12 protein-coding genes, 1 tRNA gene and 3 pseudogenes are annotated in these 12,371 nt (G+C 68.8%); 5 read left to right on the top strand and 11 right to left on the bottom strand.

What is annotated here, in order from left to right; translation table 11 throughout:
- Nucleotides 1-156 precede the first annotated feature (156 nt).
- Nucleotides 157-1,185 (bottom strand): IS110 family transposase, encoded by a 1,029-nt coding sequence (locus MKK68_RS16945; RefSeq protein WP_244031655.1) that lies wholly within the window; start codon nucleotides 1,183-1,185, stop codon nucleotides 157-159.
- A gap of 76 nt (nucleotides 1,186-1,261) precedes the next feature.
- Between MKK68_RS16945 and MKK68_RS16940 the strand changes: the two are divergent.
- Nucleotides 1,262-1,573, top strand: a pseudogene (locus MKK68_RS16940) (transposase); the annotation flags it as partial.
- A gap of 283 nt (nucleotides 1,574-1,856) precedes the next feature.
- On the opposite strand, the pseudogene MKK68_RS16935 reads toward MKK68_RS16940, so the two are convergent.
- A pseudogene (locus MKK68_RS16935) lies at nucleotides 1,857-2,884 on the bottom strand (IS110 family transposase).
- A gap of 102 nt (nucleotides 2,885-2,986) precedes the next feature.
- Here MKK68_RS16935 and MKK68_RS16930 point away from each other — a divergent pair.
- A pseudogene (locus tag MKK68_RS16930) lies at nucleotides 2,987-3,124 on the top strand (IS5/IS1182 family transposase); the annotation flags it as partial.
- Nucleotides 3,125-3,158: 34 nt separating this feature from the next.
- On the opposite strand, the gene MKK68_RS16925 reads toward MKK68_RS16930, so the two are convergent.
- The 7 genes from MKK68_RS16925 to MKK68_RS16895 all read right to left on the bottom strand — a co-directional run bounded on the left by MKK68_RS16925 (nucleotide 3,159) and on the right by MKK68_RS16895 (nucleotide 7,852).
- Nucleotides 3,159-3,944 (bottom strand): hypothetical protein, encoded by a 786-nt coding sequence (locus MKK68_RS16925; RefSeq protein WP_244031654.1) that lies wholly within the window; start codon nucleotides 3,942-3,944, stop codon nucleotides 3,159-3,161.
- A complete protein-coding gene (locus MKK68_RS16920; protein ID WP_244031652.1) occupies nucleotides 3,941-4,384 on the bottom strand; it encodes a hypothetical protein in 444 nt (147 codons plus the stop codon). Before MKK68_RS16920 ends, MKK68_RS16925 begins: the two co-directional genes overlap by 4 nt.
- 586 nt (nucleotides 4,385-4,970) lie before the next feature.
- Nucleotides 4,971-5,420, bottom strand: coding sequence for a hypothetical protein (locus MKK68_RS16915; RefSeq protein ID WP_244031650.1), 450 nt, complete (start codon nucleotides 5,418-5,420; stop codon nucleotides 4,971-4,973).
- Nucleotides 5,417-6,253: a TIGR04255 family protein gene (locus MKK68_RS16910; protein WP_244031648.1), complete on the bottom strand. Its 837-nt coding sequence runs from the start codon at nucleotides 6,251-6,253 to the stop codon at nucleotides 5,417-5,419. Before MKK68_RS16910 ends, MKK68_RS16915 begins: the two co-directional genes overlap by 4 nt.
- A gap of 347 nt (nucleotides 6,254-6,600) precedes the next feature.
- Nucleotides 6,601-7,356: a CDP-diacylglycerol diphosphatase gene (locus MKK68_RS16905; RefSeq protein ID WP_244031646.1), complete on the bottom strand. Its 756-nt coding sequence runs from the start codon at nucleotides 7,354-7,356 to the stop codon at nucleotides 6,601-6,603.
- Nucleotides 7,357-7,630: 274 nt separating this feature from the next.
- A tRNA-Lys gene (locus tag MKK68_RS16900) sits at nucleotides 7,631-7,706 on the bottom strand.
- A complete protein-coding gene (locus MKK68_RS16895) occupies nucleotides 7,697-7,852 on the bottom strand; it encodes a hypothetical protein (RefSeq protein WP_244031644.1) in 156 nt (51 codons plus the stop codon). Before MKK68_RS16895 ends, MKK68_RS16900 begins: the two co-directional genes overlap by 10 nt.
- 53 nt (nucleotides 7,853-7,905) lie before the next feature.
- Between MKK68_RS16895 and MKK68_RS16890 the strand changes: the two genes are divergently transcribed.
- A complete protein-coding gene (locus MKK68_RS16890; RefSeq protein WP_409567255.1) occupies nucleotides 7,906-8,970 on the top strand; it encodes a hypothetical protein in 1,065 nt (354 codons plus the stop codon).
- Nucleotides 8,971-9,121: 151 nt separating this feature from the next.
- Here MKK68_RS16890 and tgt read toward each other — a convergent pair whose 3' ends face one another.
- Both tgt and queA read right to left on the bottom strand, forming a co-directional pair.
- On the bottom strand, nucleotides 9,122-10,261 hold the full coding sequence (gene tgt / locus MKK68_RS16885) for a tRNA guanosine(34) transglycosylase Tgt (protein ID WP_244031642.1): 1,140 nt from the start codon (nucleotides 10,259-10,261) through the stop codon (nucleotides 9,122-9,124).
- Between the two features lie 260 nt (nucleotides 10,262-10,521).
- Entirely contained in the window at nucleotides 10,522-11,607 is a 1,086-nt protein-coding gene (queA, locus tag MKK68_RS16880) for a tRNA preQ1(34) S-adenosylmethionine ribosyltransferase-isomerase QueA (protein ID WP_244031640.1), read from the bottom strand.
- 120 nt (nucleotides 11,608-11,727) lie between these two features.
- Here queA and MKK68_RS16875 point away from each other — a divergent pair, with 120 nt between their 5' ends.
- A complete protein-coding gene (locus MKK68_RS16875) occupies nucleotides 11,728-11,970 on the top strand; it encodes a hypothetical protein (protein ID WP_243936028.1) in 243 nt (80 codons plus the stop codon).
- 54 nt (nucleotides 11,971-12,024) lie between these two features.
- Nucleotides 12,025-12,237 (top strand): hypothetical protein, encoded by a 213-nt coding sequence (locus tag MKK68_RS16870; protein ID WP_244031639.1) that lies wholly within the window; start codon nucleotides 12,025-12,027, stop codon nucleotides 12,235-12,237.
- The last annotated feature ends 134 nt before the right edge of the window (nucleotides 12,238-12,371 follow it).

Below are 12,371 nucleotides of genomic sequence, written 5' to 3'. Positions count from 1 at the left end.
TGGAGATCCGCGCGTCCTGGTCCTCATAAAGGGGGCGGCGTCGAGCGCCATTTTACGCCAGAGGCTTCCAGAACACCGATCGACTGTCAGGCCATCTTCCTTTCGCCGCTCGCAGACATAGTGAGGCCGACGAAGGCTTCGCCGACCAAGCTCGGTTCAGGCAGCCACTGCCGCCGGCTCATAGACGCGTTCGTGGCGCAGCAGCGCCCAGACGGTCCGAGCCATTTTAGCCGCCAGCGCAACGACGGCGGTGTTGGCGTGCGCCCGCGCCAGCAGGTCCCGGAGCCATTGGCCGATCCGCGTATCGCTTTTGCGAAGGGTCGGCATCGCCGCCCGTGCACCCTGGATCAGGATCTTGCGCAGGTACTTGCTGCCGCGCTTGGTGATGCCGACGAGTTTGGGTCGTCCGCCCGTCGTGACCTGCCGCGGCACGAGGCCGAGCCAGGCTGCCAGATCACGCCCGCGGGCGAAGGTGCCCACGTCACCGATTGCCGCAACCAGCGCTGTCGCGTTGAGTGCACCGATGCCCGGGATGGTGGTGAGCCGGCGAGCACTCTCGTCGGTCCGGGCCTGTTCGGCGAACTCGCCATCGAGTGTGGCGATGCGTTCGTCGAGGGACTGCCAACGTTCCCGCACGTCGGCCACGAGGCTGCGCATTCGTGGCGTGATGTCCGCGGTGGTGTCGGGATCGAGTAGGGGGTTCAGGCTGGCGGCAAGCTTGGCACGTCCTTGTGGGACGATGTGGCCACACTCCAGCAGGATGGCCCGGATCTGGTTCCTCAAGGCCGTGCGTTCGCCCACAAGCTGGTCGCGCACCCGGTGCAGAGTCTGCATGTCGAGCTGCGCTTGCGACTTCAGCGCGACGAACCGCATAGTCGGACGCGTCGCAGCCTCTGCGATCGCCTCGGCGTCACGGTCGTCGTTCTCCTGGGCCTTGACGTAGGGGCGCACGTACTCCGGCGACATCAGCCGGATGGTGTGGCCTTGAGCGGCGAGCGCCCGGCCCATGTGATGCGCGCCACAGCACGCCTCCATGGCGATGATGCAAGGTGGAAGCGTCGCGCCAAAGGTCATCACCGTCTCGCGTCGCATCCGGCGTCGCAGGACGACCCGACCGGTCGCATCTTGCCCCACCAAGCTGCAGCTGTTCTTGCCCAGATCGATCCCGAGTATCGCAATGGCCATCGGTCCACTCCATCCCTCGTGTGAGCCACACTGCAAACCTAGCAGTAAAGCCCAGTGAGGGGCGGGCCATCCATAAAGGGGGGCGACGACCGGCCCGAACGGGACCGATCGGGGCAAGCCGGGCACGAAGCGCCACCTCGTCGTCGATGCCCGCGGCACACCGCTCGGCGTTGTCCTGACCGGGGCAAACGCCCACGACAGCACCCAACTCGTTGCGACGCTCAAAGCGATCCCGCCGGTACCCTCGGACCGCCGTGGGCGCCCGCGCCACAGGCCCGGCAAGCTGCACGCCGACAAAGCCTACGACCACCGCCGTTGCCGCCGGGAGTGCCCGGCTCGCGGGATCGTGCCCCGCATTGCGCGCCGGAGCGTCGAAAGCAGTCAGCGGCCTCGGCCGCTACCGCTAGGTGGTTGTTTGATCGCGTTGCAGACGTCAAGTCGGAGAGCGTGGTCACCGCCGGATCGTGGTTGTTTCCGCGGTCGGCCCTATCGACCGCCGCACCATGCGTCTCGAAGCGGAGCTCACCATGTCGAACGCGCGGTCCGGTTCGGCACCGGCCACAAGACTCAACCCGGGATGGCTCTGCTCGCGTCCCGGCGGGGACGCCTCTGTCCGCTTCACGCCAGCGGATCTCAGTGAACGACGTTTGTGCGCCTCGGCAGCGAACGCCTCATACAGCCGTGGGCCAAGGCTGGAACGGCGTTCCTGCCCGCCACATCGCATGCAGCACCACGGCGAGCTTGCGCGCGACCGCGATGGCGGCATGCTTGAACCCCATGCGCTCGACTAGGGCACGCCCCCACGCCTTCAGGGCCGAGGCCTGCTTCACGCGAACCAGCAGGCTGGCTGCCGCCTCGAACAAGTAGGTCCGCATCAGCCGGTCGCCTCGGCGCGAGATCCCGCCTGACCGATCGGTCTCACCGGACTGATGGCGTGCCGGCGTCAGCCCGAGGTAGGCTCCGACGGATCGCGAGTGACGGAAGTGCTCGGGTGCCTCGATGGCGGCCGCGAAGCTTGTGGCGACGATGACCCCAACACCGGGACAGGTCATCAGCAGGCGGCAGGTGGCATCGCCCTTGGCCAAGGCAATGAGACGTCGATCCAGGACACTGATCTGGCCGCGCACGGCCCGCCACGCCGCCAAGAGCGGATCGACGATACCGGCGACGGTGGGTCGCTCCGCGATGAGCTCGTGCACCCTGTTCTCGAAGGCACGACCCGCGCCTTTGCCAGCCATCAGGCCGAACGTCTTGAGGGTGCTGCGGATCTGGTTGGACAGGTCGACCGCCACACCCATGAGTTGGGCGCGCGCGCCGACGAGGTGGCGGACGGCATGAGCGGCGTAGCTTTTGACGCGAGCCTTGCGGTACTAGCCCATACGCACGAGCTGCGCCAGCGTCTCGGCATCGCGCGCGTCGGTCTTGTTCCGCTGCAGAGCGGTGGCGGCTCGCGCATGCCGTGCGTCCAGACAGACAATGGGCAGACCGAGCGCCTTGCAGGTGTGATAGAGCCATGGGGTGAGCGGCCCCGTCTCCAGTCCGACACGCACGAGGTCGGGCGCGTAGCGCCGCAACGCCGTGGTCAGCACATCTGGATCGCTGGCGCGTTTACCGCGCCAGACCGTTGCTCCGGCCTCATCGATGATGTGGATAGCGGTCTCTTCGTTCGAGACGTCGAGAGGGCAGCATACTGGGGCATGGCAGCGCTCCGGAGCGGGTCGAAAACGCGGCTATCAGACCGCATCGCGCACCGCTTGGCAGCTGTCCGATTCAGTCCCAGCCCAGGTCGCGATCAACGCATGTCGAGCGTACGCTGGTGTGGCTGGCTCGATTCCGCCGCTTGGCCATCCACTACGAACGCCGCGCAAACATTTACCTCGCCTTCACGACGCTGACCTGCGCCCTCGTAACGCTCAACCAGTACAGACGGTTTTGTTAGACGCACTAAGGCTATCCGTTGCTGTAGAGGGGACCTAGCCAGCTTCGCGGGTCCCAGCCGTTGGGGCGGGCGGCGGGGGCGGCGCCGACGCGGTCGCATTTGCCAAACCATCGGAAGCGTAGAAGCCGATGCGCTTCTCGATCTCCGCGATATGCTGCCTCGGCTCCTGCAACGCGTCGTCCTCCAGCAGCGTAGCCCGCCATTCGCCCGCCTCGCGGCGCAGGACCGCGAGCCGTACAGGAGGGCCGACCCCACCTGGGGCATAGTGGATCGCGTGCTCGATCGCCCAGCAGAGCCCGACGGTGGCCGCCGCGACCGTCGGTTCCCGGCTATCCCACAGCACGCGGCTGATAAAGGCGAGGAACGGGTCGGCGAACGTCTGTCCGGCGCCCATCGCAACCCAGTGCCGCCGACGCGTCTTCCGTTCGGGCTGCAGATCGAAGGTGTTAAACTCGACGAGTTCCGGGGTGTCGTAGATTGGCGCAGCAACCATGGCGCCGAAATCTAAGCCCGCGCCGGGCGAGAAGTAGACCCCGCTACTGGTGAATTCCTGTCGCGCATGCGCTGCAATAGAGGTACCGCACTCCTGGCAGCCACGTTCGAAAACCTCTTCCTGCCAGGATCGTTCAACGATGGATTCAAACCTCTGCGCGAGGCCGATGCTACCGGTGCTCACGACAATGACCTTGCCGTCGATGACCCGGATCTTGTCGTCGGAGCGGACCTGGATCAAAGGGTTCCGACCGTTCCCTGAGGTCGACATGCTGTCGGCGCCAATGACGATGCCGTCGGAACACAGCGCTCCCACGATGACGGTCAACGGCTGTGGTCCACGAACACGCTGTTGGCCCTCATCCCCGGATATGCCTCATAGATTGAGCGGACGAGGTTGCTGAAGTCCTGCGCGCGGACCCAGCGGGCAATGTCGTCGATATAGCGCGCGATCTCTGGCGCGAGGCTGGCCATTGCCTCGTGACCGCGGGCGATGCCCGCATCGCTGGCGGCGTAGGTCTTCCAGCGGCCCGACGGAGAGGGGCGGACGATGGCTAGGCCGTCTCGCGCGAGCTGGTCGGCCTCAGCGTAGACGGCCCTGTCGAAGGGGCCGTAATCGTAGGGCTCGAACGCGAAGGCCGGTCCCTCCTCCACCAGCCACGGCAAGTTCGTAAGCACGAGGAACGTCGCCTTTTGGACCTGCACCGGCTCGTACGGGTGCCCGTTGGCCGCCGCCAGGATGGACAGGAGCAGATCGCGTCGGGTCATGGCCTCTTGTCGCGCCGGCGTGGGGCACGACCAGGGCATCGGTCTGCCGGCCGAGGGTAGCCTACGGCTCAGCAATGAATAAAGCGTGGCCGTTTACGGACGGGCATATGGCTTAAGCGGCTCGAACACGTCCGCCATCAGCGCGCGGACATCGTCTTTGTCGGACTTGCTGAGTTTGACGCACCCAGCCGCGAGGACGACGGTGACATGACCGTGCCAGTCGCCTTCGGCGGGCTCGTGCGTCACGGAGAAACCGTGCTTCGTGGTAGAGAATTGACTGCGGATCCTCCCAGCGAGCGCGTCGGTGCATCCGCGGTACGTCGGACCAGATCGGCCTTTCGCACGCTCACGCTCGCGGTCGGCGTCCTGCTTCTCACAGCCTAGCCGATGTACGTCTGCATCGTCGGGCACCACCGTGCGAAGGGCGACGCTTTCGGCTAGGCCTCGGTCACTGGGAAACTGAAAGACCTCGTGCCAGACGAACTCATTGGCAGGGCCTACCATGCGCGGTGCGTAGACGTGCCTCGAAACAGTCTCGGCATCTTCGATAGTGCGGACCGCCGGCACGGCGGCCGATGGCGTGTCGTCAGCCGCGAGTTGGGATGTAGACGAGGAGCACGGGGGGGATGTGTCCGCCATTGTAGATGGTGGGCTCGACGTGCTGCGAGGTGGCGCCAGGGTTGACTGTCATGTGCAGCACGGACCCCTCGAAGGTCAACGCGCAACGTCCAGTTGGACCGGACCACTGCATTAGGATGTCGCCCTCATCATCAACCGCGACCTTGGGCAGCGCGCGGTTGTGTGGGAGACGCACGATAAGGTCTTGCGCCAGACGCACCGTTACCGGCTTCACCTTCTGGTATCCCATAGCCTCCGCATAGGCCGGCAATTGCCTGATGGCATCAAGAAGATGTGCGCGGCGTTGGCGCTCGAACGCGCCATCGGCGGTCGAGTCGAGATCCGAATACAATTCGAACGGCGTGCCCGTCGCCGTGACGGGCATCGCGTCCGCGAAGCTCGCTAGGGCAAAGTTCATGTGTGCCTCTCCCAGACCCTGTCCTGCACGTCCCGGCTTGTGATTTCCGAGAAGGTCGTCACGATGGAAGCGTGCGCGAGGTCGAACCAGTTCCATATAGCATGAGTTTCCAGCACCGGCGAAAATTTGCGTGCGAGCAAATCCAGGCGGACAAGCCCCTGGCCATCGCTGGGGCGCTGGGTCGTACTCAGCCCGATATGAAGGTTCCCTTCGCCATCTGCGAGGTCCAGCTGTGCGTTCCAACTCAGGCCGGACAACTCCAAGGAGTTAACCGAGGGGAGCGATGATCCGGCTGGCGGGCGCCAAGAAAGGAAGGGAACAACCGATTCGACGTCGCTGGGGCCGGCAAGGTCGCGACCGAAGTGAAGGGCGTTCACGTAGGCCAATTCCACGCCGACGAGCTCCGGCGTCGCGAGGGACTGCTCTGCGAGGAAATCGACCAACAGCCCGAGGACGCCGCGAAGTTTGGCGACGATGACGTCGTAGCTTGGATAGGGACTATCCTCAGCGCGCCGCCGCCAATTGATAATAAGCCGGTCGCGCTGCAGCTGCAGCAGCATAGCGTCATCAGCGGATACGAACCAGACGCGCGGGAACGGGCTCGCCTCGAATGGTCCGAACTGGAGCTGGAACTGGAAGTCGGACGGCCCGTTCGCGATGACTGTAGGCGGCAGGGGCGGCAGGGTCTCGGTGCGCGGGAAATCCTGCCTTAAGCGTTCCCAGAGGGAGCCAACATGGGCAACCTGTAGATTGTCGAGGGACTGGAAGTAGACGCCGCAAACCACCTCCGTGATCGGCGGCCTCCCATATTTGGGGAGCGGGGCGGGCGACATGGAAGTCCGTTGTCCCACAGCTATAACTTGCGCAGATAAGGTTCATCACCGTCGGGGTGTCAAGCGAACTGCTGCCGAAAGCCGCGGTGATGATCCTACCCTTCGGGGGGCGCCGTAGCGATCAGAGGGCATCCCCCGCGCGGGCGGCAACCTGTGTCGCAACGCTTCATCCGATCACGCTGAACAGCCTGCGCTGCCGAAGGTGCTGGCGTCTGTGCGGCAGCTGGGATGACGAGGCAGACGATGATCGGCAGGATGCCGCTGAGCGAGCGCATGGCGGTGATGCTCCCGGCAAGGGGCGGAAGCCTAGCAAGGGATAGCTGGTGCAGCTAAGGCGGCAGCGGCAGTCACCGTATCGCGGACGTGCCAGAGACTGCGCAGGTGTGATCCATTAGATCCTCCGCGCTCGCACGCGGTGCCCGGTAGGCCAACACGTAGAAGCCAGGCTCGGGATCACCCACCGGGGTGGCGACCGCCCCGAAGCTCGTTTCCCGCAAGTCGCGTCGGCCCGGCAGCCGGGCGAGCGCCGCGAAGAGGTTGAAGCGCTCCGCCTCCCCCGCCGGCACGCGCATAGCGAAGTAGCGGTCACCCGCGAGCGGTACGGGGAACGGCGCCCAGGTGGCGCGGACGCCGTGTCCGTGCGCTCGCAAGGCCGCCAGCACCCGCGGCTTCATGAAGTCGAGGTGGATGTGGAGCTGGTCCTGGCTCCGGCCGCGGGCGGAGTTCACCGCCAAACCGACCTTCGCGACCGGCGCGCTGCCCTTCAGCGGGTCCAAGACGAAGCGGCGCGCTGTAAGGGCGGCCCGCCAGTAGGCGGTCCCCCTCCCCACTCGCAGCGTGAGCGCCTCAAGGCCGGCCACGGTGTCCGTCGGCATGACGACGACGTGCGTCGGCTCACCCGGCGCGCGGAGTACCGCCGTGCTGGGACGGTCCCTGTCACCGAGGACCACGTCGAGGCAGGGGAAGGTCCAGCCCGCGAGCTTCTTGGCGAGGACGCAAGTTTTCAGCGCCACCCAAAGCACGTCCCGGCTCGGATCATCAGTTGCGTGGCCGGCAGCAGGTGATGCGGCCAGGAGGATCGCCAAGGGCAGGCTGCGGCGCACGGTGACCTCTACGGTCGGCCAGCCAGCGCCCAAGATGCTGCTGCGACCGATCGCTTTATGGCCGAGCCGTCGGTCGTCCGCCACAGGGCGACAGGGACACGACTGCGCTCACCGTCATGGCTTGGACGGTCATTTCACCCGACAGGGCTATCAAGACAAGGGACGGAGTAGCACCGGCGGCTCTTAAATTTGTCGAGGTTACCCACAGCGTTACCCACAGGTTCTAAAGGCTGCTTCAGAGCTTTAAGATATCGGTCTAAGTGGTTGTAATTGGTGGTGAGCGCGTTGGGGTTCGAACCCAAGACCTACAGATTAAAAGTCCGTTGCTCTACCAGCTGAGCTACGCGCTCGCGTCCGCCGTGCGGTCGGCCGCGCGGGCCGGGCCCGGGGAGGCGTGGGTGGAATAGGGGAGGCCGCCGGACGGGTCAACATGGGCGTGGCCCGCGCGGCGTCGCATCCGGGGCGCGCGGGCGCCGTCGTGCCGCGCGGGCGCCATGGTCTGCTGGCATCGGCGGTCGAACGCCCCCTCCTTGGGCCGGAAGGCCAGCCGTGATCCCTCCCCTCTCCTCCCCGGCGTCGTCCTCCCGCCGCTGGCGGCGCTTCGCCGGGACCTTCGCCCTCGCCGGCCTCGGGGCCGGCCTCGCCGCGATCGGTTTCGTCGCCGCGATGGACCCCTACGGCCTTCGCGCGCGCCCGGGCCGGCCGGGGGCGATCATGGATCGCAACCAGCGCTTCATGTATCCGCGGATCGCCCGCGCGGGCGGGTACGATGCGGCGGTGTTCGGCACCTCGACGGCGCGCCTCATCGACCCGAACGCCCTCGACCGGGCGTTCGGGGCGCGCTTCGCCAACCTAGCCGTCAATGCCGCGACGCCGGACGAGCAGCGCACCCTGGCGCGGCTGTTCCTGCGCCGGAACACCGTGCACGCGGTGCTGTTCGCGCTCGATTCGACGTGGTGCGCCGCCGACGCGCCCCGCCGCACCGCACATCCGTTCCCGGACTGGCTCTATGCGGAGGGCGCGCCCTGGGGCTGGCTGCGGCAGGTGAACGGGCAGAGCCTCGGGATCGCGGCCCAGGTCGCGCTCAACCGCCTCGGCCTCGCCCCGGCCCGCATCCGCGGCGACGGGTTTTCCGTGTTCACGCCGCCGGAGGCCAGCTACAACCCGGTCCGCGCCGCGCGCCACATCCGTGGCGGCGGCAGCCCGCTCGATCCGGAGGCGGCCGGCCCGGGCACGCCTCCCCCGGCCCAGGCCGGCGACGCCATGCCCATGCTCGATGCGTTCGATGCGCTGCTGGCCTCCGTGCCGGACGCGGCGCGCAAGCTCGTCGCCTTCATGCCGGTCCACGTGGCGGCGCAGGGGGCGGCCGGCACGCCGGCGGGCGCGCGCGAGGCCGCCTGCAAGGCGCGGGTCGCCGCGATCGGCCGGGCGCGGGGGGCGCTGGTGGTGGATTTCCGGCTGCCCTCGCCGATCACGACGCGCGACGAGAACTACTGGGATGCCCTGCACTACCGCCTGCCGGTGGCGGCCCGCATCGTCGAGGGCCTGCAGGCCGCCGCGGAGACGGGGGCGGACGCGGCCGACGGCAGCTACCGGGTGCTGGCGCATCCGTGATGCGCCCATGCCGCGTCTGATGGGCGAGGACCGCTTGGGCAGGGCCCCATGAGCAACGACCCATGAGGTCCGGCGGAGAGCCGGCGCCCGGCCGTCGCGCGGGGGCAGGCCTCGATGGGGCGGGCTCATCAAGGCCCGGCATCACCCGGCCTCAGCCCGCGGCGGCGTCGCGCTCGGCCCGGGCCCAGCCCTCGCGGGTTGCGTCGCAGAACGCGGCGAGGCGGCCCTCGGCGATGGCCGCCCGCATCCCGGCCATGAGGTCCTGGTAGTAGGACAGGTTGTTCCAGGTCAGCAGCATCATCCCCAGGATCTCGTCCGAGCGGACGAGGTGGTGGAGGTAGGCGCGGGAATACGCGCTCGCCGCCTCGCAGGGGGAGGTCTCGTCCAGCGGCCGCGTGTCCTCGGCGTGGCGGGCGTTGCGCAGGTTGATCCGGCCGTGGCGGGTGTAGGCGAGGCCGTGGCGGCCGGCCCGCGTCGGCATCACGCAATCGAACATGTCGATGCCGCGCGAGACCGAGCGCATCAGGTCGTCCGGGGTGCCGACGCCCATCAGGTAGCGCGGCTTGGCCCGCGGCAGGTGCGGCTCCACCGTCTCGATCATGGCGAGCATCACCGCCTGCGGCTCGCCGACCGCGAGGCCGCCGATGGCGTAGCCCTTGAGGTCGAGGCCGGCGAGCGCGCGGGCGCTCTCGACCCGGAGCTCCGGCACGTCGCCGCCCTGCACGATCCCGAACAGAGCCTTGCCCGGCTGCTCGCCGAAGGCGGTGCGGCAGCGCTCGGCCCAGCGCAGGGAGAGGCGCATCGCCTTCTCGATCGCCTCGCGCTCGGCCGGCAGGCGCACGCACTCGTCGAGCTGCATCTGGATGTCGGAGCCGAGCAGGCCCTGGATCTCGATCGAGCGCTCCGGCGACATGTGGTGGGCGGTGCCGTCGACATGCGAGCGGAAGGTCACGCCCTGCTCGTCGAGCTTCCGGAGCGCCGACAGCGACATCACCTGGAAGCCGCCGGAATCGGTGAGGATCGGCCCGTCCCAGCGCATGAAGCGGTGCAGGCCGCCAAGCCGCGCCATCCGCTCGGCGCCCGGGCGCAGCATCAGGTGATAGGTGTTGCCAAGCACCACGTCGGCGCCGAGCGCGCGCACCTGGCTCGCATACATGGCCTTAACCGTGCCGGCGGTGCCGACCGGCATGAAGGCCGGCGTGCGGATCGTTCCCCGCGGCATGGTGATCGCCCCGGTGCGGGCGGCGCCGTCGGTGGCGTGGACGGCGAAGGTGAAGTCTGTGTCGGACATGCTGAGGTGAGACGGCTTCCAGGTTGCCTCGGGCAGCGCCCCCTCGCCCCACAGATCTCGGGCTTGCCCGAGATCTGTGTACCCGGTGCCCAAATCGGGCAAGCCTGATTTGGGTGCGGAAGAGGGTGGCCCGCGAACCGGGTCGGGAGAGGGGAGCGACGCTTCCGGATACGGCGCTCCCCTCTCCCGACCCCTGTTCACGCAGGGGCCACCCTCCCCCGCGACGGGGGGAGGGAGATGTGCGGTGTCGGTCAGCCCTATCAGACCTGGGCCGGAAACAGCAGGCTCGAATCGCCGTAGGAGTAAAACCGGTAGCCCTCGGCGATCGCGTGCGCGTAGGCGGCGCGCATGGTGTCGAGGCCGGAGAAGGCCGAGACCAGCATGAACAGGGTCGAGCGCGGCAGGTGGAAGTTGGTCATCAGCGCGTCGACCGCGCGGATGCGCGTGCCGGGGGTGATGAAGATCTCGGTCGGGCCGGCGAAGGGGTGGAGGCGCCCGTCCGCGTCGGCCGCGCTCTCCAGCAGGCGCAGCGCGGTGGTGCCCACCGCCACGATCCGCCCGCCCGCCGCCCGCACCGCGTTCAGGCGCTCGGCGGTCTCGGCCGCCAGGAAGCCGATCTCGGCGTGCATGCGGTGGTCGGCGGTGTCCTCGGCCTTGACCGGCAGGAACGTGCCGGCGCCGACATGCAGGGTGACCGTGTGGCGGCCGATCCCGGCGGCGTCCAGCCGCGCCAGAAGGCCGTCGGAGACGTGCAGCCCGGCGGTGGGAGCGGCGACGGCGCCGGGGTTGCGGGCGTAGACCGTCTGGTAGTCGGTGGCGTCCCGCGCGTCGGTGGGGCGCTTGCCCGCGATGTAGGGCGGCAGCGGCAGCTCGCCGATGGCGGCGACGGCCTCGTCAAGGGCCGGCCCGGCGAGGTCGAAGCGCAAGGTGATCTGGCCGCCCTCGCCCTTGGCCGCGACGGTGGCGTCGAGGCCGCCGAGCTCGCAGGGCTCGCCGGCCCCGTGCCGGCCGAAGACGACGCGGTCGCCCGGCGCCAGGCGCTTGGCCGGCCGGGCGAAGGCGCGCCAGCGGTCCGGCGCCTCGCGCAGATGCAGCATCACCTCCGTGCGCTGGCCGGGCGCGCCGGGCCGGGTGCGGATGCCGCGAAGGCGCGCCGGGATCACCCGGGTGTCGTTGAAGACCAGGGCGTCGCCCCGGCGCAGCAGGCCGGGAAGGTCGGCGACGCGGGCATCGGTCAGGCCGTCGCCGGGGCGCACGACGAGCAGGCGCCCGGCGCCGCGCGGTTCGGCCGGGCGCAGCGCGATGCTGGCCTCGGGCAGGTCGAAATCGAACAGGTCCACGCGCATGGGGCTCGCACCTGCACCGGCGCGCGCCGGGAATCAATGCGGCGCGGCGTGCGTGGAACCGCGCCGGACCGGCTTCCGTTCACGGCAGGCGCGATCCTCCCGTCTCGACTTGGAGCCTCCATGCCCTGGTACGCCGTGCGTCCCCGCGATCCCGCCGACCCGCGCTGGCCGCTGCCGGGCAAGCCGCAGATCGTGCTCAAGGGCGAGGACCCCGCCGACGCGCGCGCAAAGTTCGAGCAGGCCTATCCGAGCACGCCGTTCGGCACGCCCGCCACCCCGGTCCCCGATGGCGCGGGCGGGTTCGAGGGTGAGGCGGAGGCGCTGATCGTCGAGGAGACGACGGAACCCGCCGCGCCGCATTAGGCGTTTTGCTGAGGACGTTTGACGGCGAGCACCATCGCCTGAGGGGAGGGATGCATGGCGGCGCAGGCGGAGCGGATCACTCTTGACGGGCAGCTCGTCGGCTACTGGGCGCGCGAGGCCGGCCGCCTCGAGGCGCTCGCCGCCGCGGCCCGGTTCGCCTGGCAGAGGCGCCGCCTCCTGCGCAAGGCCGCCGCCGCGCGGGCCCAGGGGGCGCGCAGCGAGGCGCGCGAAGCCGCACGCGCCGACGGGACCGCTCCGGCCGCGTGATCCGCGATAGCCGCGGCTAAGTTCCATTCCCCGCGGTGCAAGGTGTGCTGCCGCCTTGAACCTTTTCCGTGGCCTTGAACCTGTGCCGTGGCCTTGTGCCGGCGCGGTCGATTAAGGCCGCCGGGTCGATCGCC

Source organism: Methylobacterium sp. E-016 (assembly GCF_022829745.1).
GTDB lineage: Bacteria > Pseudomonadota > Alphaproteobacteria > Rhizobiales > Beijerinckiaceae > Methylobacterium.
Note: the sequence above shows the minus strand (reverse complement) of the source record. Positions and strands in the feature narration are given on the sequence as shown.